Source organism: Pseudomonas allokribbensis (genome assembly GCF_014863605.1).
Lineage (GTDB): Bacteria > Pseudomonadota > Gammaproteobacteria > Pseudomonadales > Pseudomonadaceae > Aquipseudomonas > Aquipseudomonas allokribbensis.
In genome coordinates this window covers 4,299,412-4,321,035 of record NZ_CP062252.1, presented here as the reverse complement: position 1 = coordinate 4,321,035, position 21,624 = coordinate 4,299,412, and the positions used below count along the sequence as shown (strand labels likewise).

The 21,624-nt window shown below is 58.7% G+C and carries 19 protein-coding genes; 7 read left to right on the top strand and 12 right to left on the bottom strand.

Features of this window, described 5'->3' with window-relative positions:
• Positions 1–18 precede the first annotated feature (18 nt).
• Positions 19–690: a hypothetical protein gene (locus IF199_RS19715; RefSeq protein ID WP_096822365.1), complete on the bottom strand. Its 672-nt coding sequence runs from the start codon at positions 688–690 to the stop codon at positions 19–21.
• 293 nt (positions 691–983) lie between these two features.
• Between IF199_RS19715 and IF199_RS19710 the strand changes: the two genes are divergently transcribed.
• Positions 984–1,769 carry a sulfite exporter TauE/SafE family protein gene (locus IF199_RS19710; RefSeq protein ID WP_192558470.1) on the top strand — a complete coding sequence of 262 codons (786 nt, stop codon included), beginning with the start codon at positions 984–986 and terminating at the stop codon, positions 1,767–1,769.
• Here the strand turns inward: IF199_RS19710 and IF199_RS19705 are convergent.
• Positions 1,751–2,227, bottom strand: a complete 477-nt coding sequence (locus tag IF199_RS19705) for a GNAT family N-acetyltransferase (RefSeq protein ID WP_192558469.1) — start codon at positions 2,225–2,227, stop codon at positions 1,751–1,753. The two genes, IF199_RS19710 and IF199_RS19705, sit on opposite strands and share 19 nt — an antisense overlap.
• A 209-nt stretch (positions 2,228–2,436) precedes the next feature.
• Here IF199_RS19705 and IF199_RS19700 point away from each other — a divergent pair, with 209 nt between their 5' ends.
• Entirely contained in the window at positions 2,437–3,000 is a 564-nt protein-coding gene (locus tag IF199_RS19700) for a DUF4174 domain-containing protein (protein ID WP_096822362.1), read from the top strand.
• 71 nt (positions 3,001–3,071) lie between these two features.
• On the opposite strand, the gene ampC is transcribed toward IF199_RS19700, so the two are convergent.
• Positions 3,072–4,238 (bottom strand): class C beta-lactamase, encoded by a 1,167-nt coding sequence (gene ampC, locus IF199_RS19695; RefSeq protein ID WP_192558468.1) that lies wholly within the window; start codon positions 4,236–4,238, stop codon positions 3,072–3,074.
• A 160-nt stretch (positions 4,239–4,398) separates the two neighbouring features.
• Here ampC and IF199_RS19690 point away from each other — a divergent pair, with 160 nt between their 5' ends.
• Positions 4,399–5,274 (top strand): LysR family transcriptional regulator, encoded by an 876-nt coding sequence (locus IF199_RS19690; protein WP_192558467.1) that lies wholly within the window; start codon positions 4,399–4,401, stop codon positions 5,272–5,274.
• Here IF199_RS19690 and gudD read toward each other — a convergent pair.
• Positions 5,271–6,614 carry a glucarate dehydratase gene (gene gudD / locus IF199_RS19685; protein WP_192558466.1) on the bottom strand — a complete coding sequence of 448 codons (1,344 nt, stop codon included), beginning with the start codon at positions 6,612–6,614 and terminating at the stop codon, positions 5,271–5,273. The genes IF199_RS19690 and gudD overlap by 4 nt on opposite strands.
• A 14-nt stretch (positions 6,615–6,628) precedes the next feature.
• Positions 6,629–7,975 (bottom strand): MFS transporter, encoded by a 1,347-nt coding sequence (locus tag IF199_RS19680; RefSeq protein ID WP_192558465.1) that lies wholly within the window; start codon positions 7,973–7,975, stop codon positions 6,629–6,631.
• 365 nt (positions 7,976–8,340) lie between these two features.
• On the opposite strand from IF199_RS19680, the gene IF199_RS19675 reads away from it, so the two are divergent.
• Entirely contained in the window at positions 8,341–9,057 is a 717-nt protein-coding gene (locus IF199_RS19675) for a FadR/GntR family transcriptional regulator (RefSeq protein WP_192558464.1), read from the top strand.
• 12 nt (positions 9,058–9,069) lie between these two features.
• Here the strand turns inward: IF199_RS19675 and IF199_RS19670 are convergent, their stop codons facing one another.
• On the bottom strand, positions 9,070–9,963 hold the full coding sequence (locus IF199_RS19670) for a DMT family transporter (RefSeq protein ID WP_192558463.1): 894 nt from the start codon (positions 9,961–9,963) through the stop codon (positions 9,070–9,072).
• Between the two features lie 102 nt (positions 9,964–10,065).
• Between IF199_RS19670 and IF199_RS19665 the strand changes: the two genes are divergently transcribed.
• Positions 10,066–10,929 (top strand): LysR family transcriptional regulator, encoded by an 864-nt coding sequence (locus IF199_RS19665; RefSeq protein ID WP_192558462.1) that lies wholly within the window; start codon positions 10,066–10,068, stop codon positions 10,927–10,929.
• A gap of 6 nt (positions 10,930–10,935) precedes the next feature.
• Here the strand turns inward: IF199_RS19665 and trhP are convergent, their stop codons facing one another.
• The 3 genes from trhP to IF199_RS19650 form a co-directional block, all read right to left on the bottom strand.
• Entirely contained in the window at positions 10,936–12,264 is a 1,329-nt protein-coding gene (gene trhP / locus IF199_RS19660) for a prephenate-dependent tRNA uridine(34) hydroxylase TrhP (protein WP_192558461.1), read from the bottom strand.
• A 391-nt stretch (positions 12,265–12,655) separates the two neighbouring features.
• Positions 12,656–13,147: a hypothetical protein gene (locus tag IF199_RS19655; protein ID WP_192558460.1), complete on the bottom strand. Its 492-nt coding sequence runs from the start codon at positions 13,145–13,147 to the stop codon at positions 12,656–12,658.
• Between the two features lie 79 nt (positions 13,148–13,226).
• Positions 13,227–17,810: an RHS repeat-associated core domain-containing protein gene (locus IF199_RS19650; protein ID WP_192558459.1), complete on the bottom strand. Its 4,584-nt coding sequence runs from the start codon at positions 17,808–17,810 to the stop codon at positions 13,227–13,229.
• Positions 17,811–18,331: 521 nt separating this feature from the next.
• Here IF199_RS19650 and IF199_RS19645 point away from each other — a divergent pair.
• Complete coding sequence (locus tag IF199_RS19645; protein ID WP_192558458.1) at positions 18,332–19,393, top strand: AI-2E family transporter; 1,062 nt, start codon at positions 18,332–18,334, stop codon at positions 19,391–19,393.
• Here the strand turns inward: IF199_RS19645 and IF199_RS19640 are convergent.
• The 3 genes from IF199_RS19640 to IF199_RS19630 form a co-directional block, all read right to left on the bottom strand.
• Positions 19,390–19,572, bottom strand: coding sequence for a hypothetical protein (locus IF199_RS19640; protein ID WP_096822349.1), 183 nt, complete (start codon positions 19,570–19,572; stop codon positions 19,390–19,392). The genes IF199_RS19645 and IF199_RS19640 overlap by 4 nt on opposite strands.
• A 102-nt stretch (positions 19,573–19,674) precedes the next feature.
• Positions 19,675–19,869, bottom strand: coding sequence for a hypothetical protein (locus tag IF199_RS19635; protein ID WP_085712486.1), 195 nt, complete (start codon positions 19,867–19,869; stop codon positions 19,675–19,677).
• Between the two features lie 245 nt (positions 19,870–20,114).
• The gene (locus IF199_RS19630; RefSeq protein WP_096822348.1) at positions 20,115–20,465 is read right to left on the bottom strand and encodes a hypothetical protein; all 351 of its coding nucleotides are present in this window, start codon (positions 20,463–20,465) and stop codon (positions 20,115–20,117) included.
• Positions 20,466–20,719: 254 nt separating this feature from the next.
• On the opposite strand from IF199_RS19630, the gene IF199_RS19625 reads away from it, so the two are divergent.
• The gene (locus tag IF199_RS19625; protein ID WP_102621711.1) at positions 20,720–21,538 is read left to right on the top strand and encodes a shikimate 5-dehydrogenase; all 819 of its coding nucleotides are present in this window, start codon (positions 20,720–20,722) and stop codon (positions 21,536–21,538) included.
• The last annotated feature ends 86 nt before the right edge of the window (positions 21,539–21,624 follow it).

Below are 21,624 nucleotides of genomic sequence, written 5' to 3'. Positions count from 1 at the left end.
AGTCGGACCGACTCTCTTTTATTGGTTGGGGAGACGGCAGACGACACTCGCGATTTTTTGATCGTAGAATTTCAGGTTGATGAAAACATGGCCTGGGTAGTCGATGATTTGATAGGCGAAATACTGCGGGTTCAGGCCATGGCTTGGAAACTCTTCAAAATCGCAGTGCGCCAAGGCAATCAGGTCGAGAATTTTTTCGCGTGCCTCAGGTGTCGCACTTTCGTCGATGCCCAGAAAGAGAGGGTGAACTGCAAGCACTGAGTCAATTTTCTGTTCCTCTTTCGTGTGATGGTGATAGACACCCTTGGCAATTTTTTCGAGTGCCTGTTCGATCACCTCGAAATTGACTGGCCCGGTCGGATGCTGGATGTACTGTTTTGGCGCGACTTTTTCTATGCCGAAACGACCAATGATCTGGCTGTCCTTCTTAACGTGGCGAATAATCCCTCGCACAGTCCGCTGGAGTACCTCCGGGTGTACGTCAGCTGAGGTCCCGACCAGCATTTGCATGAGTTGCTCATCAATGTGAGATTGATCAGGGTTGTGTTCGGCGCAGGAAGGCACAGTGATCAGATCTGCCAACCCTGCATCTTCGCCTTTGGGGAACAGGCAGCGTGGGGGGACATGCTCCCGTCCTTCACTCGGTTTGTCACAGCAATAACACGTCTCTTCAGTGGTGCTCGCTTGCATTTCTTCTTCCTTGGAATGTTTCAGTGGATGACAGCCTTCACATACTGAATGGTGTGCCTGTTGCTAGTGGCTTAATGATGGCTTTGCCGAGCATGTCACAGGACTTTCTCTACAAACCACTATCCGAAAGTATCAGGACGATCCATGTCCATCGGTTGCCTGATCTGTTGCCGTTGCCCATGAAAAGTTGATGAATGAAAAAGAATAACGATAGATCCTATCGATATAGGGCGTTATAAGAAAACTGGTTATGCTGCGGGCCGGATTTTCCTGTGGTTCGTCTGGACGTCTTAATGGAATTGGCAAATTTCGGCCTGGTGATTGCCGGGCTGGTCGTGGGGTTCATCGTCGGCATGACCGGTGTCGGCGGCGGTTCGTTGATGACGCCGATCCTGCTGTGGTTCGGCATCAATCCGGCCACGGCGGTGGGCACGGATCTGCTGTACGCCGCCATCACCAAATCCAGCGGCGTGCTGGTGCACAGGAAGAACAAGAACATCGACTGGGCCATCACTGGCTGGCTGACCCTGGGCAGTGTCCCGGCGGTGGCGATGACCTTGTGGTTCCTCAGCACCCTGCACACCGCGCCGGACGCGATGAACGCAATCATCAAGCAGGCGCTGGGCTTCGTGCTGTTCGCCACGGCGCTGGCAATTCTGTTCAAGAAACGCCTGCTGGAGTTCGCCCACAAACGTGCCGGCGGCAACTACAACCCGAGCGGTGCGCGCCTGAATCTCATGACCGTCATCACCGGTCTGATCCTCGGCACCATGGTCGCCCTGACTTCCATCGGCGCCGGCGCCCTCGGCACCGTCGCACTGTTCATCCTCTATCCGCTGCTGCCGACCCGCCGTCTGGTCGGCACCGAAATCGCACACGCTGTACCGCTGACCCTGGTCGCCGGCCTCGGCCACGCGAGCATGGGCAATATGGATTGGGGCGTGCTGGGCTTTCTGCTGGTGGGGTCGCTGCCGGGCATCTGGCTCGGCAGCCACCTGACCGGTCGCGTCTCCGATGAACTGCTGCGCCCGTGCCTGGCGACGATGCTGGTGCTGATCGGCTACAAACTGGCGTTCTGAGTGAGCGCCCGTTTCATCACCGTCACCGGCAAGCCGTCATACTCCATCTCTTCCACCACCTCCCAACCCAGTCGCGCATACAGCGACTGCGCCGCGTCGGTGTACAGGTACAACTGCGGCAGGCCCAGCGCGGCGGCTTCCTCGACGATACGGTTGACCAGTTGCGAAGCGATGCCGCGTCCACGCTGTGCGGCCTTCACGTAGACCCCGGCCAGCCACGGCGTCAGTTGTGGACGGGCGTTCATGTCACTGTCGATCAGCAGCGCACCGCCGAGCAACCGGCCGTCTTCGATCGCCACCACCACGCTGGGAATCGCGCCTTTGCCGCAGGCGGCGCGCATGCGTTCGGTGCGGGCGGCGAGGGTGTCTTCGGGATTGTATTGGCCCCACTCCTTGAAGTTGAGCTCGGCCAGTTCTTCGATCAGTTCGGGGTGATCGCACAGGTAGTCGATGTGCATGGGGCTTGAACTCCGTTTCATCAGCAGAACAACCACCCTAATGCGGTCATGAAAGGTAATCAAATGCGCGACATGATCGAGCGCATCCGGTTGCGCAAAATCGTTGCTGACCTACGCTTTGAACAAGGCGAAACATATTTGCCGGGTAACCCCGGAACAATCGCCACGATGCGCAATCATTAGAGCGTGGATATCAAAAGGAGATGCGCATGCTCATCAGGTCACTGACCCTGACACTCTTGCTGGCGATTGCCGGCCCCCTGTTCGCCGGCGACAACGATTCCCCGCTGGACGTCGACAAAGGCAACTACCGTCCCTTGATCGTGATCGCCAGCAGCACGGTCGACCCCGTCTGGGTCGGCCTGAAAAAGTCGCTGGAAGATCCGGCCAACAAGCAAGGCATCGCCGACCGCAAGCTCAAGGTCTACACCATCCTCAACATGTTCGGCCAACTCGACGGCAAGGACCTCGGCCAGCAGGACACCATGGGGCTGTTGCGCTCGTTGAAGCTGGGAGCCGGGGCTTATCCGAAAATTTTTCTGGTGGGCAAGGACGGCGAGACCAAGCTTGCCGTTTCGGGTGATGAGGCCAAGTCGGTCGATTTGAAAAAAGTCTTCGACACCATCGATGCACTGCCAGCCGCCGAGAAAGAGCTTGCAGCGCCGCCACCACCACCGGTGGCCGCTGAAGCGGCACCGACCAAAGGGACGAAGGGCGGCAAGCCGGCGAAACCCGCGAAGCCGGCCAAACCTGCGGAAATGCCGGATGATTGATGCCGTGATCGTGGAATGAGCTGAAACAAAAATGGGCGACCTTCACAGGTCGCCCATTTTTTATGGCGTGATTACCGGGTCAACTCACCCAGAATCTTGTGCGCAATCTTCACCCGCTCTCCATTCGGGTAGTTGCGGTTCGCCAGAATCACGATCCCGACTTTCTTCGACGGCACGAACGCGACATACGCACCGAAGCCACCCGTGGCGCCGGTCTTGTTGAGCAGCACGTTCGCCGGTTCCGGCTGTGGTGGGTTGAGCCATTTGACCTTGTGCGCTTCCATGGCCATTGGCGTGGAGTTGCCGTCCAGCAGTCGTTCGAGGCTGATCGGGTAGGCGTAGCGTTCCCAGCCCAGGCCCTGGGTCATGTCGCCGACGGTGTAGTAGCCGGTGTGGGTGAGGGCGATGGCTTTTTGCAGCGGTGTTTCGAGTTTGGCGGTGTCGAGGTTGGCTTCGACGAATTGCAGCAGGTCCGCAGCGCTGGTTTTCACGCCGTAGGCTTCGGAATCCAGTGCGCCGGGGCTGACTCGCACCGGTTGGTTGTTCTTGTCATAGCCCTGGGCGTAGAGCTTCTCTTCAGACGCGGGCACCGACAGGAAGGTGTGCTTGAGCCCGAGTTTCGGCAGCAGGGTTTCGGTCATGATCTGATCGAACGGCTGGCCGAGGCTTTTCGCCGCCAGATAACCGAACAGGCCGATGCTCGGGTTGGAGTACAGGCGATGGCTGCCGGCGGGATACGTCGGTTTCCACTGTTGGTAATAGCCGAGCATCTTGTCGGAAGAGTCCGCGGCGTCCGGGAATTGCAGCGGCAGGCCACCGGCGCTGTAGGTGCCCAGTTGCAGCAGGCTGATACGGTCGAACGCGCTGCCTTTCAGCTCGGGCCAGTGCTGGCTGGCCTTGTCGGAAAACGCCAGTTTGCCGCTGGCCTGGGCGTAGGCGCCGAGGGTCGCGGTGAAGGTTTTGCTGACCGAGCCGATTTCGAACAGGGTGTTTTCACTCACCGCTTGCCCGGTGCTTTTGTCGGCAACACCGTAGTTAAAGTAATGCGCCTTGCCATCGACGGTCACGGCTACAGCCAGACCCGCGATGTCCTGTTGCTGCATGACCGGTGTCACGGTGGCCTTGACCAGCGCCTGCAACTGATCGTCGGTTTGCGGGGCGGCCAGGCAGGTGGCGGCGCTGAAGAAAAGTCCGAAAGCGCAGAGGGACTTGAGTTTGTTCAGGTTGATCGAAAACATGCTTGAACCACTCTCCATGAGTGTTGATGGTGTTATCCCGCTACACTGCGAGCGTTTTCCGTCGAGCCGGCTGATCGGCGCCGCCAAATCTAGGCAGTCCGGTGTCTTTCGACAAACGATGAAAACTCGGATGAGCCATTAGAAAAATTTGGGACTTGGCATGATTCGACCTCAATTGCCCTTGAATGCATTACGCGCCTTTGAAGCTTCTGCGCGTCATTTGAGCTTCACTCGCGCTGCCGTTGAGCTGTGCGTGACTCAAGCCGCGGTCAGCCATCAGGTCAAAAGCCTGGAGGCGCAACTCGGCGTGATCCTGTTCAAACGCCTGCCCCGTGGGCTGATGCTGACCGGCGAGGGCGAAACTTTGCTGCCGGTGCTGACCACGTCGTTCGATCATATCGCGCAGATGCTCGAGCGTCTGGCAGGCGGGCAATATCGGGAAATGCTCACGGTCGGCGCGGTGGGCACTTTCGCCGTGGGCTGGTTGTTGCCGAGGCTGGCGGACTTCCAGGCGAAACATCCGCTCATAGATTTGCGACTGTCGACCAACAACAATCGGGTGGACGTCGCCGCTGAAGGGCTGGATTACGCGATCCGGTTTGGCGCCGGGGCCTGGCACGGTATTGAGGCGACCCGTTTGCTGGAGGCGCCGTTGTCGGTGCTTTGCGTGCCGGAAATCGCCAAGCAACTGCACACGCCGGGGGATCTTCTGCAGCAGCGTTTGCTGCGTTCCTATCGCACCGATGAGTGGCCGGAATGGTTTCATGCAGCCGGTCTGGCGACCCATGCCGCGCCGCCCCAGAGCATCGTGTTCGACTCGTCGCTGGCGATGATGGAAGCGGCGTTGCAGGGTGGCGGAGTGGCGTTGGCGCCGCCGTTGATGTTTGCCCGGCAACTGGCGGCGGACCTGATCCGCCAACCCTTTGCCATCGAAATCACCACCGGCAGCTATTGGCTGACGCGGTTGCAGTCACGGCCGGAGACGTCGGCGATGGCAGCGTTCAGGCACTGGTTGCTGGAGGCTGCGCAGGCTTAGCGCACCAGGCACGGCTTCTTGTTATCGAACGTCCAGCCCGGAATCAGAAACTGCATCGCCACGCTGTCATCCCGCGCGCCCAGTCCCATGCCTTTATAGCGTTCGTGGGCCTTGGCCACCTGATCCATGTCCAGCTCGATGCCCAGCCCCGGTTTCTTCGGCACCTGCACGCAGCCATCGACGATTTGCAGCGGCGCCTTGGTCAGGCGCTGGCCGTCCTGCCAGATCCAGTGGGTGTCGATGGCGGTGATGTCGCCCGGCGCGGCGGCCGCTACATGAGTGAACATCGCCAAGGAAATGTCGAAGTGGTTGTTGGAGTGCGAGCCCCAGGTCAGGCCCCATTCATGACACATCTGCGCCACCCGCACCGAACCCTGCATGGTCCAGAAATGCGGGTCGGCCAGCGGAATGTCCACCGATTGCAACTGAATCGCGTGACCCATTTCGCGCCAGTCGGTGGCGATCATGTTGGTGGCGGTTTTCAGGCCGGTGGCGCGGCGGAATTCAGCCATCACTTCACGGCCCGAATAGCCGTTTTCCGCACCGCACGGGTCTTCGGCGTAGGCCAGCACATGATGTTGGTCGCGGCACAGACGGATCGCTTCTTTCAGTGACCACGCGCCGTTCGGATCGAGGGTGATGCGGGCGTCCGGGAAGCGCTCGGCCAGTGCCGTCACCGCTTCGATTTCGGCGTCGCCGCTGAGCACGCCACCCTTGAGCTTGAAGTCCTTGAAGCCGTAACGCGCATGGGCCGCCTCCGCCAGACGCACCACCGCGTCGGCAGTCATGGCTTTCTCGTGACGCACGCGGAACCAGTCGTTGTCGGCGTCCGGTTCGCTGCGGTAGGCGAGGTCGGTTTCCCGGCGATCCCCCACGTAGAACAGGTAGCCAAGCATCTTCACTTCATCACGCTGCTGGCCTTCGCCGAGCAATGCCGCCACCGGCACGTCGAGGTGCTGGCCCAGCAGGTCGAGCAGGGCGGCTTCGAGGCCGGTGACCGCGTGAATGGTGATGCGCAGGTCGAAGGTTTGCAGGCCGCGGCCGCCGGCATCGCGGTCGGCAAAGGTCTGGCGCACCTGGTTGAGTATCTTCTGATACGTGCCGATCGGGCTGCCGACCACCAGATTGCGGGCGTCTTCCAGCGTCTGGCGGATGCGTTCGCCGCCGGGTACTTCACCGACGCCGGTGTGGCCGGCGTTGTCCTTGAGGATGACGATGTTGCGGGTGAAAAACGGCCCGTGGGCGCCGCTCAGGTTGAGCAGCATGCCGTCGTGGCCGGCCACCGGGATGACTTGCATCTCGGTGATGATCGGGGCTTTGGCGATGTCGTGTGCGGTCATTTGGCGTTGTCCTTTCAAGCGTGTTTCGGCGCGGCATCGGCCACGGCGACGTCAGGTGCGGATTTGGGTGTCATGCGGGCGGCGAACACGATGATCGCGGCGATGATCGAGGTCGCGGCCAGGCCATAGAGGCCGCCCTGGATCGAACCGGTGTGTTGTTCCAGCAGGCCGAAAGTGGTCGGGGCGACGAAGCCGCCGAGGTTGCCCACCGAGTTGATCAGCGCGATCACGGCAGCGGCGATCCGCGCATCGAGATAGGCCTGTGGGATCGGCCAGAACAGCGACGACGCGGATTTGAAACCCAGTGCGGCAAAGCAGATCGCGACGAAGGCGAAGATCGGCCCGCCGGTGGTGGACATGAACATCCCCGCGGCGGCGATCAACAGCGCCGTGGCCACCCACGCCTGCTGGTGTTTCCACTTCGCCGAGAACGAGGCGAATGCATACATGCCGATGATCGACAGCAACCACGGAATCGAGTTGAACAGGCCGACCTGGAAGTCGCTCATCTCGCCCATCTTCTTGATGATGCTCGGCAGCCAGAACGTTGCTGCGTAGATCGTCAGTTGAATGAAGAAGTAGATCAGGCAGAACAGGATGATCTGGCGATCCTTGAGCAACTTGCCCAGCGACGGCTTGATCGGGGTCGCGGCTTCGCGGGCCTTCTGTTCATCGTCGATGGCTTTGACCAGTGCGTCCTGCTCGGCGTGGGTCAGCCACTTGGCGTCGTGGGGTTTGGCGTCGAGCCAGAACCAGACGAATACGCACAGGCCGACCGAGAACATCCCTTCGATGAAATACATCCATTGCCAGCCGTGCAGGCCGAGCCCTTCGATCTGCAACAGCAGGCCGGACAATGGGCCGGAAATCAGCGAGGCCACGGCCGAACCGCTGAGGAATATCGCAATCGCCTTGCCGCGCTCGGCCCCCGGCAGCCAACGAGTGAAGTAGTAGATCACCCCGGGAAAGAATCCGGCCTCGGCCACGCCGAGCAGAAATCGCAGAATGTAGAAGTGGGTTTCGTTCTGGATGAACGCCATGCCGGCGGCCACCAGACCCCAGGTGAACATGATGCGGGTCAGCCAGATTCGCGCGCCGACCTTTTGCAGCAGCATGTTTGAGGGGACTTCGAACAGCGCGTAACCGATGAAGAACAGGCCCGCACCGAAGCCATAGGCAGCGGCGCCGATACCGAGGTCATGTTCCATGTGAGTGCGGACGAAGCCGATGTTCACCCGGTCAATGTAATTGACGATGAACATGATCACGAACAGAGGCAGGACGTGGCGTTTGACTTTGGCAATGGCGGAGGACAGCACCGAATCGGCGCCCTCGTTCATCCCGGCAATGGATGATTTCACTTGGTTTTCTCCCACTCGTTATTTTTATGCGGGGTGTGGCTGGATGCTGCGTTGTTGATAGACATCATACAACTAGATTTTTTTGTCCTACAAGCGGGAGTGCTCAATCAAATTTGTCTACGGGGAGCGTTTTTTATGCTTTTTCAGATTTTATGTGCCGTATTTGTTGGGGGTTATAGAGATTTCATCAGGCGTGATACAAAGTTCTGTGCCAGTGATCGTTGGTTGATTGCCCGGCGAAATGGAGGTTTTTCTAGCTAAAATCGATTGTTGTCATACAAGTTGGAGGCCTGAAATCATAGGAGCTCATACAAGTCATCCCTCGCAGTGCTACGATCGGTGTGCCCCGATCACCGGAACCGACCATGCAAGAAGACCTCGACGCTCCCGCCCGTAAACGCGCGCACAACCTGGCCCATGATCTGGTGGAAAAACTCACCCAGAGCATCCTGCTCGGCCAGATGTTGCCCGGTGACAAGTTGCCTTCGGAAAACTCGATCGTTCAGGAACACGGCGTCAGTCGCACCGTAGTGCGCGAGGCGATTTCCAAATTACAGGCGTCGGGGCTGGTGGAGACACGGCACGGCATCGGCACGTTCGTGATCGAGCGCGCACCGGAGCAGGGGCTGCGGCTGAATGTCGACACCGCGCTGGGGGTGCGCAGCATTCTTGAATTGCGCATGGGCCTCGAGACGCAAGCGGCGGCGCTGGCCGCGCAACGTCGCAGCGAACAACAACTGGTGCAGATGCGCCAGGCGCTGGACGACTACCAGCGTCTACTGGCCAACAACGACAGTTGCGTCGAGGCCGACCGGCGCTTTCACCTGCTGATTGCCGAAGCCACCGGCAATGTCTGCTTCACCGAAATCATGCAGCACCTGGGCAGCGCGATGATTCCGCGCACGCGGGTCAATGCGGCCGAGCGCGGGGCGGTGGATTTGAGCAAACTCGGGCAACTGGCGAACCTGGAGCATGAGGCGATTTTCAACGCGATCAAGCGTCAGGATCCGGAAGCGGCGCGGGCAGCGATGTGGCTGCACCTGAGTAACAGCCGCGACCGGTTTTCGGCAGCCGGCGCGTAACGCCGCCGCGACTCAAGTCTCAATGGCCCGGACCACCGCCGGCCGTTCCAGGTTCAACGCCAGCACGCTGATCAACACCACCGCCGAACCCACCAGCACCAACAGCGTCGGTCGCTCTCCCAAGCCCACCGAAGCAATCCCCATCGCGGTCGGCGGAATCAGGTACAACGTCATCGTCGCCCGGCTCAGGTCCACATGCTTGAGCACGAATGCCCACGCCAGATAGGCGAGGGCGCTGGGAAACACGCCCAGACCGAGCACCGCCCATTGCACCCGCAGCGGCGCACTGGCCACGCTGTCGGCCAGCCCCGGCAAGTAGATCAACAGCAACAACGTGCCGGACCACACCGTGTAGCAAACCAGCGTGAGCCCGTCGTAGCGCCGGGCGTGGTGTTTTTGCAGGGCGAAGTAAACGCTCCACGACACCGCCGCCAGCAGGATCAGCAAACCGTGGGCGTCGATGCTGCCGAGGCCGCGATCGCCACTCACCACAATCACCACGCCGACGAATCCCGTCAGCACGCAACCCCAGCGCCAGACGCTCACCCGATCCTTGAACAGAAACCGCGCCAGCAGCGTGCTGAACAGCGGCGTCGATTGCGCCAGCACACTCGACGCGCCGGCGCTGACGCTTTGCTGGCCGATGTTCAGCACGACGTGATGCAGGCTGACGGCAAAGAAGCCCAACGCAAACAACAGCGGCAAATCCTGCAGACGCGGCAGGTGAATACCCTTGAAACCCGCAATCACCGCCATGAACAACGACGCCAGCAGAAACCGCAGCAACGCCAGATGACCGGGCTCGTAGGCTTGCAGGCCGATGTGAATGCCGGTCGGCGAATAGGCCCAGCAGCCGACGACGAAGGCCATGGCCAACAGGATTTTCAAAGGCGAAGTGGAAGGCATGAGCGAGGCACCAAGAGGGTTGATGCGCCGAGTATCCGGGTGGCCAATTATTCGCCACAACTGACTTATACTGCGTCAACCATTCACTATGAGTGACGAGTTATGGAGCTGGCGCAGATCCGCATGTTCAAGACCGTGGCCGAGGTCGGCAGCATCGCCAAAGCGGCTGAAAAGCTGTTTTGCGTGCCGTCGAATATCACGGCGCGGATCAAATACCTGGAAGCGGAACTGGGGGTGGCGCTGTTTCTGCGCGAGGGGCGCGGGCTGCGGATCAGTCCTGCCGGGCAGACCTTTCTCGCTTATGCAGAGAAGATTCTGGCGCTGACAGCTGAAGCCAAAAGGGCGGTCGACCCTGCTGCCGAGCCTTCGGGGCCGCTGCGCATCGGTGCCATTGAATCTTCGGCAACCGGGCGTCTGCCGCGCTTGCTGGCGAAATTTCACAAGCGCTATCCGAACGTGGCTCTGGAGTTGACCACCGGCACCTGGGGGCAACTGCTCGACGATACCGCCAGCCATCGTCTGGACGGCGCCATCGTCGCGGTGGATGTCGAGCGCTCCCAGCTCAAACGCACCCCGATGTATCGCGAAGAATTGCTGCTGATCGCGTCGACCTCATTCGGGCCGGTGCGCGACCTCGATGATTTGCAGGACAAGACCGTGTTCATGTGGCCGCAAGGCTGTCCGTATCGCGCCGCGCTGGAGCACTGGCTGTTGCGTCAGGGCCTGGCGTTGCCGATTGTCAGCCTGGCCAGTTACGGGGCGATTGTCGGTTGCGTGAGTGCCGGCGCTGGCGTGGCGCTGGTGCCCAAGGGTGTGTTCGAGCAATACGCCAAAGGCGCGGGGTGTGCGGGTTACGAATTCCCCGAGCTGACGGCCATCGACAACTTGTTCTACTGGCATGAAAACGCCGGGGTGCACCCGGCGCGTGAGGCGTTTGTGGCGATGTTGCGCGAGGAGTTTGTCTGAGCGGGATCAGGCCCCGCTCACGTCGCGCATCAACAAGCCGAAGCGCAAATCCACGGCATCCGGAATCGGCAGGTACACCGTGTGCCCATCCCCCGGCGCCACGTCGATGGCGTCGCCCTTGAGGCTCTGCAATTCATGCAGATCAAAATGGAAGTTGCCCTTGGGTGTCATCAGTTCCAGATGATCGCCCAGCGCAAAGCGGTTCTTCACTTTCACCTCGGCCAGCCGGCCCCGGCGTTCGCCGGTCAGTTCGCCAACGAATTGCTGACGCTCCGACACCGAGCTGCCGTTCTGGTAGTTCTGATATTCGTCATGCACGTGACGGCGCAGGAAACCTTCGGTGTAGCCACGCTGGGCCAATGACTCCAGATCGGTCATCAGGCTGCGGTCGAATTCACGACCGGCCACCGCATCGTCGATGGCGCGGCGATAAACCTGGGTGGTGCGCGCGCAGTAGAAGTGCGATTTGGTCCGGCCTTCGATCTTCAGTGAGTGCACGCCCATGCGGGTCAGGCGCTCGACGTGCTGCACGGCGCGCAGGTCCTTGGCGTTCATGATGTAGGTGCCGTGCTCGTCTTCGAATGCCGGCATCATCTCGCCGGGTCGGTTGGCTTCCTGCAACAGGAACACCTGATCGGTGGGCGCGCCGAGGCCGAGGGTCGGTTGCGGTTCGAAGGTCTGTACGATCTCGCCGAGCTGGTTTTCGGTGGCTTCCTGCGCCGAGTATTTCCAGCGGCAGGCGTTGGTGCAGGTGCCCTGATTGGCGTCGCGCTTGTTCATGTAACCTGAGAGCAGGCAGCGGCCGGAATAGGCCATGCACAGCGCGCCGTGAACGAACACTTCCAGTTCCATGCCCGGTACCTGTTCGCGGATTTCGCCGATTTCTTCCAGTGACAATTCCCGGGACAGGATGATCCGGCTCAGACCCTGTTGCTGCCAGAATTCGACGCTCGCCCAGTTCACCGTGTTGGCCTGCACCGACAGGTGAATCGGCATCTGCGGAAAGTGCCGGCGCACCAGCATGATCAGGCCGGGGTCGGACATGATCAGTGCGTCCGGTGCCATGTCGATCACCGGCGCCAGATCCTTGAGGAAGGTCCTGAGTTTGGCGTTGTGCGGCGCGATGTTGACCACTACGTAAAAGCGCTTACCCTGGGCCTGGGCTTCGCGAATCCCGAGGGCGAGGTTGGCGTGGTCGAACTCGTTGTTGCGCACCCGCAGGCTGTAGCGCGGCTGGCCGGCGTAGACCGCATCGGCACCGTAGGCGAAGGCGTAGCGCATGTTTTTCAGGGTGCCGGCGGGGGCGAGCAATTCCGGGGTGAAGGAGGGCGTCATGGCGGTGTCGGTCGCAAAAGCGCGGGAGGGTAAACGAGGTGCGGCGAGGGTTTGTTGATCTGGGTCTATGTTTTATGAACGGGGAGGAAGTTGCGTCAGTTGCCGGGGAATCATCGATATTTTGCTCAGCGCTGACCTTGTGCGCTTCGGTTCTCAAACCGCTTTAATCGCGCTGGCATATGATTCGGTCATTGCTTTCATGATCTCCAGCCCGAGTGCTACGCTTTTTTTCCTTTTTCTCGAGTATGAATTCTGGCCAGCGATGTAGTTTTAAGACTCAATGATAACGTCTTCTGTTGTGCTTGGACTTTCAGTCGGTTTGTCGTCAAGGAAAACAATAAGATCAGAAATTTATCGAGTGCCTTGGTCGAGATAAACATCAGTGCTTTTTTCAGTTTTCACCTTTTAAGATGGTTTCTATTTTTTTCATGATTTTTGGATCTCGCTTTGAGTGTCTTGCGAGAATGTCAAGTCCAAGTGCAATGCCTTCTTTTCCCTGAGGTGTTGCAGAAACGAAATGATGCTGAAAGAAATTCATGGCCAGGTTTGAATCGTAGCACCGGGCTATTAGGTCACCCAAATGCCAACACAGATCGGTTTGATTATACCGTTGATAATTTAGAGATACTGTATCCAGAAGCTTCTGTTTCTGATTGTCTGAAAGGATATCCATGTCGGTGTGTATTTTTACTATGAATACATGCATTCCAGGCTTGTTGAACAGGTCTTCCGTAGAGAGTATGTAGGTTATGAGTTCCAGGCATTCATCCGAAAAATATTCGTTGGCCAGAGTGGCATTTTCATAAATATCGGCTTGCGCTGCAATGACCTTGCGTGCACCTTTACCGGCCGCTGCATGAAGTGCGTCTTTTATTTCTTTCATAAATACCTGGTCATTGAGCTCTTGTTGGTTGCTTTTTAATTGTAGGTGGCTTCACGTTTGTATTTGGTTTTTCTGGGTTTCATGTTTTCTTTTTTGTACACGGGCAAGTGCCGGGCTTGTTTTCGCTCTTACATTCTTCATCATGTTGGCGCTCTAGCTTTCGCAAGTTTCCGTCCGTGTGGTTAATGATGGTTCGGTGCCCACGACGGGTCTGATACAGACTTTCCCCAGGACCAATGTATTCTGGCAAACCCTGCTCATCAGATTCGAGCTCATGCCAGCGTTTGTCCAGCGCCTCCTTGATGTTGGAGATTTTCTTCTCCAGACGCTGGCAGTGCACGCTATCCGGGCTGTGTTTTGCCAGACCTAGTGGATCCACCCATCCGACTGGGTTGGGAGCATATTGGTAAAGATTGATCCCACCGGCATAGCTGATCGGGTCCTTGGCAATAAATCGGCCAACAGCCGGATCATAGTAACGGTAGCGATTGTAATGCAGCCCCGTCTCATGGTCGTGGTACTGCCCTTGGAACCGAATCGGGTTCGTCAGCCCTTGCTGTTGCGCCCATTCCGAGCGCTGTTCGCGTATTTCCCCCCACGCCTTGTATTGCGCGCTCCACGCGGTATTGCCTTGCTGGTCGGTCAGTTCCTGCGGAGTGCCAAGGTGATCACATTGATACCAGGCCAGCATCTCGAAGGGTAGAGCGGCCGGTTTGTGATTCCACAAAGGGTCGTCATCGAGGCTGTAGCTGTCGCTGTAGTCGGGTTGACCACTCAGGTGAATCGGTTGATGCCGCAGTGCCTGTGCCACCGGTACGAAACTGCCCGGTTCGAAAATGTAGTGCACGGTGCGACCGGTGCCGCTTTCGTGTTGGGCCGGGCTGCTTTCCCACGCCAGTTGGTCACCGTCCCAGCCGTACAACGTGAAACCGCAACCCAGCTCGCGTTGTTTGCGCGCATGCTCATTGCGATTCCATTGGGAGCCGGCTTCGGGGCGATGTTTGTAGTGCGCCGTAGATTTTTTGTGTAGGCGTCGTCCAAGTGCGTCGTAGGCAAAATCGACGGATAGTCGTGAGTCTTCGTATTGCACCAGCCGATCAAACAAGTCCCAGCGCAGGTCGCAGCGTTGGCCGTTGTGCCAGCGCTGAATCTGGTTGCCGCGTTCGTCGTAGTCATAGTGGGTGCCGGCGTATTCGCGCAGCAGGTTGTCGACCAGCTTGCTGCGTGGCGGGTCTTGATCCAGTGGTCTACGAATCTGCCGGACGCTTTCGTCAAGCAAGTTACCGGCCGGGTCGAAGGCGAAGGTTTCCACGCCCTGGCGAGTGGTGGCGCTGAGCAGTCGGCCTACCGGGTTATATTGATAGGCGAGAGGGCCGCGGCGGCTGTCATTGATGTCAGTCAGTTGGCCGACGGCGTCGTACTGGTATTCGCGTTTCAACAGGGTAGATTTGTCGTCGGCACGGGTCAGCAACTGCTCTTGCAGACGCCCGGTGGGGCTCCATGTTTGCGTTTGCAGCAGGCGATTGCCTTGATGGCGGGCGACTTCCCGGTGCAGGTCGTCCCGTTCGTAGCCGATCAGATCATGCTCATCCAGGCGCATGCCGAGCAAGTGCCCGCTGCCATAGGTCAGCCAACTGACGCGATGGCCGTCCGGACGCACGGTGGCGATACGCTGGTTGAGCACGTCGTATTCGTGCTGCCAGACCGCAACCTGAGGTTTGTCCAGGCCCAGATAGTGCTGATGTTCGCGCACCAGGTTGCCGGCAGGATCATGGAACCACTGCAAACGGCTCTGCTCGTTGCAGGCCATGACCAGGTTGCCGTTGTTGTCGTAAGCGAAAGTTTCCTGTTGTGTTTGCTCGCCTAGACTGGCGTGGCGTTCGGTGAGACGGCCCAACGGGTCGAATTTGACCGAGATCACGCGTGCGCCATTGACCGTGCTCTGCAAGCGACCGGTGTTCGGATCATATTGGTAGCACGTGGTATGACCGTCGAAACCGCTTTCTTCCAGCAGTCGACCCATCGGGTCATAGTGGAAATGGGCGCGCCGCTCGTTTTCGTTTTCCAGGCTCTGCAAGCGCCCAAGGCGATCCCAGCGGTAGCGCAGGGTCTGTTCGGCGGCATCGACGCGCTCGGCGATCTGCCCGGCGACGGTATAACTCCAGGTGGTGCGGCGATCCATTGCATCGACATGCACCAACAAACGCCCCTCGGCATCACGCTCGAAGCGGTCTTCGGTGTTGTCCGGGTATTTGATCAGTACCATTTGACCAGCCAGGTACTGGTACTCGGTAGTCAAGCCGGCCGCGTCGGTGAAACCGACCATTTGGCCGCGATCATCGTACTCCCATGCGCTGGTCTTGCCCGAGCAGTCGACGTACTCAACCAACTGCCCGGCATCGTTGTAAGCCAGGGTTTTTTCATTGCCGTGGGCGTCTTTGATCGCTGTAGGCTGGCCCGCCGCGTTGTAGGCGTACTCGGTAATGTTGCCGAGAGGGTCGATGGCTTCGATCGGATTGCCGCGGTCGTCATAGGCCCGTTGCCACTGGCCGCCTTCGCCATCGCTGATCTTGATCAGTTGGCTGTGATCATCGTAGGCGTAGTGCACGACACTGTGATCGGCGCGAATGTGTTCCAAGAGATTGCCACGGTTATCGTAGCTGAAGCGGTCGGTAGTGCCGTCGGCGTGAACGTGGCGCACCACGTTCTTGGCCTGGTCACGGAACAACCACTCGGAACTGCCATCGGCATGGCGAATGCGATAGGTGTAACCAAGGAGATCGTAGTAGTGCCAGGTTTCGTAGCCATGGGCATCGGTGACGTAAGTCAGGCGGATATTTTTGTCCCATTCCAGGCGAGTATCGAAACTGCCATCGTCGGCCCACTCGCGCACGGCTCTGGCGTCGGCGCCCAGCCCTTCCCATTGCAGATTCATCCCGCGTCCGGTGCGATCGGTGTAGCGGGTAAGCAAGTGATGCTGATACTGATAATTCCACGTTGCACCGTGCTCATCTTGTGCCAGGACCAGATCGCCGCTGCTGTCGTAGTGATACCCGCAGAGCTGGCGCAGGGGAGTACCGTCACTGATTTCCCACAGGCCGCTCAAACGACCCTGCTCGTCGAGCATCGTGCCCAGGTGCAGGTGTACCTGAGTTAAATCGTCCTGATAGGTCATCAGGTCGGACAGTACTGGCAGATCGTCATGCCGATGCTCGTGATGCAGCATCACCCCCGCACCGTTGCGCAGGACCACACCGCTCAGCAGGTAGCGGTGGCCATGGCGGACGTACGTTTCCTTGCGGTCGTACCCGCGGCACAGCACCAGTTGCTGCTCGCTGGCACGTATCAGCGTGAAGTCTTCGATCGGGTCGTAATGGAAGAGGCCTACCTTGGGCAATGCATAGTCATGGCTGCGCCCATCGGCATCATGAAACACCAGACTGTCGTCGATGCAATCGAAGCGTGTGGTGAACTCGCTGACCCAGCGCGCGCCCAAGACATCCTGGTCGTAGGCGCTCAGCGCGGAGCTGTAAGTGCGTGTCCATGCCACCGGGAACGGTCCTGGCAAGCTGAAGTCGGTGTGCTCCATGGATTCTGAACCCATGGCAAAACTGATGCTTTTACATGTACCGGGGCAAACGCCGTTTTTCTGTTCTTTCGGCCGCTTTTTTCCACGCTTCTGGCGTCGGATTACTTCCAGCGCATTGGCACTCGCCAGGAACATTGCCTGGCTGACGGCATCGGGTTTGACGCTGGCACCCTGGCCATTTTCGTTGCGCAGCGTCCATTCTTTCACGCTGTCGGCCAGGGTTTGGCGCAGGCGTTCGAGGGAGTCCGGGTTCTGTGGGTCAGACAGTTTGTTGAGTTCGCGACGTAGCTTGGGTGCAAGAGCACGTAACTTGGGTGTGTTTTGCTGTATGAGCGCGCTGATCTCTGACGGAATAACCCACTGCGCTGCGGCGTTGGCAGTGCTCTTGTAAGTGAGCTTGAGGATGCTTGCGGCAGCTCCGTAGGAGTTTTCGATGATCTCCCGAGGATTGTGCAGTAACGCGTCCGTATGTTTGGCGAGGGCGTCGATGTCCGCCCGGGTTTTGAAGGTGCCGGTTGCCAGTTCGTCCAGACCCCGGGCGAGATCGTTGACCATTTCTTCGCCGTACAAGCCGACGGCGTCCAGCAAATCCTTGAGTTTTGTCTTGGCCTTGTCGCCGACAAAGTCTTCGAGTGTACCGACGATATCGGTGTTCAAGTGCCCGATCAGGATATTGATCAGGGCATCGCCAAGCGCTTTTTTGCCCTCCTGACGCACCAGAAACAGCATCGGCCGCAGACTCATACGTGCTGCAGCCATTGTCGGCGGAATCGGAATGACACCGATCAGGTTGATGCCCAGGCTGACCCAGACGAACGGATCAGGCTCGTCACTGGTGGCCAGTGTGACGATGTCTCCCAGGGCATCCATCAAGGCAATGACGTTGCCCACTGCCGGCAGGGCGCCCGCCACGGTTTTGATTCGCTCCAGGTTGATCCAGTCATCACTGATGTCTCGCAGCCAGGCATCGAAATGCTCGGCACCCAGCCCCACGTCTTCGAGATACACCTCGCTCAGCGGTGTTAGCGCAACTTGCGGTTCGCGTTGTGGCTTAACGGCTTTTTGCGCGCTCATGAAAGCACCCCGGCGGCCACTTGACCTGGAGACAGATGGGCTTTCACGGACAGGTATTCGAAGTCCGGTGAGCTTTCGTTGCTCCACTTGAGTGGTAACGAAACAGACGCGGCCAGCGCTTGAGGGCTATTAGCGGTCAGAGCCTGAAAGGCAGGCAGGCATGAGTGAATCGCCGGGCTATGGAAGGCCTGGATGGCTGGGGCAAACATTCCGTGTTATCCATCTATAAAATCCTTTTTTTATGATGAAAGGGAATTGAACAGACTGTCAATCTGAGTGGTGGCTATTTGATTCTCCGTTGCCAGAATCATCGGTACAGCTTCTGGGGACCCCGTTTGAAAACAGTCATGGATAAACAAGCCAAACTGACCGGCAACCCTATTCCAAATGGGCAATGTTTGCCCCCCATCGAGACCTAATCGATCTGGATCTATGCTCCATGAACAAAGATGGCACTCGCGCGGGCGTGGGCTGACTAAGTTGGGCGGGTGCGCTTGGCGCCTGACTGACATGGACCGGACATGAACCAAAAGAGTCTGCAATTCAAATCCCTCACCGTGCTGCTGTTTCTGGTGACGCTGGCTTTCATCTGGATCCTGCTGCCGTTCTACGGCGCGGTGTTCTGGGCGGTGATCCTCGGCATTCTGTTTGCGCCGATGCAGCGCCGGTTGCAGCAGAAATTCGGCTGGCAACGCAACCTGACGTCACTGTGCACCCTGAGTGTCTGTCTGGTGATCGCGATCCTGCCGGTGATCGTCATCAGCGTGTTGCTGGTGCAGGAAGGGGCGGTGCTCTACGACAACATCGAAAGCGGCAAGCTCGACATCGGCGCGTATCTGGCGCAGTTCAAGCACAGCCTGCCGCCGTACTTTCAGCATTTGCTAGACCGTTTTGGCGTGGGTGAACTCAATGCCTTGCGCGAGAAAATCGTCAAGGCTGCGATGCAGGGCAGTCAGGTGCTGGCGACCCAGGCGTTCAGTTTCGGCCAGGGCACGTTCGATTTCGTGGTGAGTTTTTTCATCATGTTGTACTTGCTGTTTTTCTTTCTGCGCGATGGCGCCGAACTGGCGCGTAAAGTGCGCACGGCGGTGCCGCTGGAGGAACATCACAAGCGTCGGCTGCAACTGAAGTTCAATCGGGTGGTGCGCGCCACGGTCAAAGGCAACCTGCTGGTGGCCATTACTCAGGGCGCATTGGGCGGGGCGATTTTCTGGTTTCTCGACATTCCCAGCGCGTTGCTCTGGGCGGTGTTGATGGCGTTTCTATCGCTGTTGCCAGCGGTGGGTGCGGGGATTGTCTGGGCGCCGGTGGCGGTTTATTTCCTGCTCAGCGGGATGATCTGGCAGGGCGTGGTGCTGGGGTTGTTCGGGATATTCGTGATCGGCCTGGTGGACAACGTGCTGCGTCCGGTGCTGGTCGGCAAGGACACTCGCATGCCCGACTATATGATTTTGATTTCGACGCTGGGCGGGATGGCCGTGTTCGGCCTCAATGGTTTCGTGATCGGGCCTTTGATCGCTGCATTGTTCATGTCGAGCTGGGCGCTGTTCATCGAAACCAGGCCGAAGGTGCAGCTGCCTTAAGCCTTGAACGGGCCGTTGATCAGCCGTTGCGACAATGCCTGGGCGGCTGGCAGTGAAGTGAGCGGGCCGCTGACCGGCTCGCCGTCGCGCACCAGATACCAGCAGGCGAGCAGTCCCATTTCTCTGAGCGATGCGGGAACCGCGCTGCCGATAACGGACATGATTTGAACCTGAGCCATGAGAAGTACCTCCATCAATCTATGGAGCTACCTTAAGGACTCGTCCGTTTCAGGGACAATCAACGCTTTCGATAGTGGACATTGATGCCAGTGAGGACTGGCTCAATCCACCACTTGATCGAGCATGTGCACGATCTCGTGCTCATTGAGCAAGCCCTTGCGCACCAGGTTTTCCGCCAGCAGCGACACAAACTTCGCCGTGCGATGGCCTTCCAGGTGCTTGAGCTCGGTCAGTGCGTTGTACACCTTGCTCGAGGTGCATAAACCGACGATGCGGTGCGGATTCTGTGTAGGCATTCAAGTCGTCCTTGTTGTTATCAACCTGTTGTATGCGGACGGATTCAGATTGCGGTTCCGTCATGACAAATAGATGACCGTTTTGTGTTTTGCCCCCGACGGTCGAGTCCATCATGCCGACTTTAACGGTTCAAACTGTCCCCACAGCGACCTTGGCGAGATTTTTTCAGACTTTGTCCGACAGACGGCGCCCTTTATCCAGGGCAATAAAAAGCCCCGCTAAACAGCGGGGCTTTGTGTTTTGGCTACCAGCGCGGGCCGCCGTAGTAGTGCGGACGACCGTAATAGCCGTGCGGAGGGCCGTAATACACCGGGGCCGGTTGCACGTAGACCGGTTGCTGTACGTAAACCGGGGCCGGCTGGTAGTAGACCGGTGGTGGCGGTTGTTGCACGTACACCGGTGCCGGTTGAGCGTAAACAGGCTGTTGAACATACACCGGACGATCCTGGTTGATGAGCGCCGAGCCGATGATGGCCGAGCCGACGATCGCACCAAATACCGCCGGGCCCTGCCAGCCACCGCCATGGGCTTCTGCCTGACCTGTGATAGCGCATGCACCGATCAACAAGGCCACGATGGGGAGTTTACGAATCATGATAAATCCTCGGTTCTTCGACCCGGCGTCGAGGCCTGCAACAGGCTCGGGATGGCGCGGGGATACTTCTAAGACAGCAACATTTGGAAAAACAGCACGGCGGCTGGGTAAATTTTGTGTAAGGTCTGTACCGGTTTGCTTACCGGGTTTCATGCAACGGCTGTGATGCCCGGAACAGACCGCCTTATGATCGTTCAGAAGCCGATGGTCTGGCTAATCCCGTCCATCCGAAAGTGCATTAGAAGGAGACTCCCATGCAGATGAACCCCAACAAAGACACCCAACTGTGTATGTCCCTGTCTGGGCGTCCCGGGAATTTCGGTCTGCGTTTTCATAACCATTTGTACGAGCAACTGGGCCTGAATTTCTATTACAAGGCGTTCAGCAGCCAGGACCTGCCCGGTGCCGTTGGCGGGATCCGCGCGCTGGGGATTCGCGGTTGCGGGGTGTCGATGCCGTTCAAGGAAGCGAGCATTGCGCTGGTCGATGAACTGGATGCCTCGGCGGCAGCGATCCAGTCGATCAACACCATCGTCAACACCAACGGCCATCTCAAGGCCTACAACACCGATTACATTGCCATTGCCCAGTTGCTGGAAACCCACGCGGTGCCGAAGGACTCGACCTTCGCCCTGCGCGGCAGCGGCGGCATGGCCAAAGCGGTGGCCAGCGCCTTGCGCGATGGCGGTTACAAGAATGGTTTGATCGTGGCCCGTAACGAGCGCGCCGGCCGTGCATTAGCCGATTCCCTGGGCTATCGCTGGCAGGCGGAACTGGGCGACGAACGCCCGCAGATGTTGATCAACGTCACCCCGGTGGGGATGGACGGCGGCCCGGAAGCGGGTCAGCTTTCTTTTGATGTGGATGTGATCAAATCTGCCGAGACTGTGTTCGATGTGGTGGCGATCCCGTCGGAAACTCCGCTGATCGTGCGTGGCCGCGCCGAAGGTAAAAAAGTGATCACCGGGCTGGAAGTGATCGCGATTCAGGCGCTGGAGCAGTTCGTGCTGTATACCGGCGTGCGGCCGACGGTCGAGCAGTTTGACGCGGCGGTGGCGTTTGCCCGTAGTTGATGGATCCTGAGCATCGGCAAATCCGTCCGGACTTGCCGTTGCCTATACTGTCGGACCAGCAAGCACAGACTTGCCCATCACAAAAA

What these genes read in the sequence shown, in the direction of transcription:
- IF199_RS19715 (WP_096822365.1), bottom strand. Translation starts at nt 690, where the DNA reads ATGCAAGCGAGCACCACTGAAGAGACGTGTTATTGCTGTGACAAACCG.
- IF199_RS19710 (WP_192558470.1), top strand. Translation starts at nt 984, where the DNA reads ATGGAATTGGCAAATTTCGGCCTGGTGATTGCCGGGCTGGTCGTGGGG.
- IF199_RS19705 (WP_192558469.1), bottom strand. Translation starts at nt 2,227, where the DNA reads ATGCACATCGACTACCTGTGCGATCACCCCGAACTGATCGAAGAACTG.
- IF199_RS19700 (WP_096822362.1), top strand. Translation starts at nt 2,437, where the DNA reads ATGCTCATCAGGTCACTGACCCTGACACTCTTGCTGGCGATTGCCGGC.
- ampC (WP_192558468.1), bottom strand. Translation starts at nt 4,238, where the DNA reads ATGTTTTCGATCAACCTGAACAAACTCAAGTCCCTCTGCGCTTTCGGA.
- IF199_RS19690 (WP_192558467.1), top strand. Translation starts at nt 4,399, where the DNA reads ATGATTCGACCTCAATTGCCCTTGAATGCATTACGCGCCTTTGAAGCT.
- gudD (WP_192558466.1), bottom strand. Translation starts at nt 6,614, where the DNA reads ATGACCGCACACGACATCGCCAAAGCCCCGATCATCACCGAGATGCAA.
- IF199_RS19675 (WP_192558464.1), top strand. Translation starts at nt 8,341, where the DNA reads ATGCAAGAAGACCTCGACGCTCCCGCCCGTAAACGCGCGCACAACCTG.
- IF199_RS19670 (WP_192558463.1), bottom strand. Translation starts at nt 9,963, where the DNA reads ATGCCTTCCACTTCGCCTTTGAAAATCCTGTTGGCCATGGCCTTCGTC.
- IF199_RS19665 (WP_192558462.1), top strand. Translation starts at nt 10,066, where the DNA reads ATGGAGCTGGCGCAGATCCGCATGTTCAAGACCGTGGCCGAGGTCGGC.
- trhP (WP_192558461.1), bottom strand. Translation starts at nt 12,264, where the DNA reads ATGACGCCCTCCTTCACCCCGGAATTGCTCGCCCCCGCCGGCACCCTG.
- IF199_RS19655 (WP_192558460.1), bottom strand. Translation starts at nt 13,147, where the DNA reads ATGAAAGAAATAAAAGACGCACTTCATGCAGCGGCCGGTAAAGGTGCA.
- IF199_RS19650 (WP_192558459.1), bottom strand. Translation starts at nt 17,810, where the DNA reads ATGAGCGCGCAAAAAGCCGTTAAGCCACAACGCGAACCGCAAGTTGCG.
- IF199_RS19645 (WP_192558458.1), top strand. Translation starts at nt 18,332, where the DNA reads ATGAACCAAAAGAGTCTGCAATTCAAATCCCTCACCGTGCTGCTGTTT.
- IF199_RS19640 (WP_096822349.1), bottom strand. Translation starts at nt 19,572, where the DNA reads ATGGCTCAGGTTCAAATCATGTCCGTTATCGGCAGCGCGGTTCCCGCA.
- IF199_RS19635 (WP_085712486.1), bottom strand. Translation starts at nt 19,869, where the DNA reads ATGCCTACACAGAATCCGCACCGCATCGTCGGTTTATGCACCTCGAGC.
- IF199_RS19630 (WP_096822348.1), bottom strand. Translation starts at nt 20,465, where the DNA reads ATGATTCGTAAACTCCCCATCGTGGCCTTGTTGATCGGTGCATGCGCT.
- IF199_RS19625 (WP_102621711.1), top strand. Translation starts at nt 20,720, where the DNA reads ATGCAGATGAACCCCAACAAAGACACCCAACTGTGTATGTCCCTGTCT.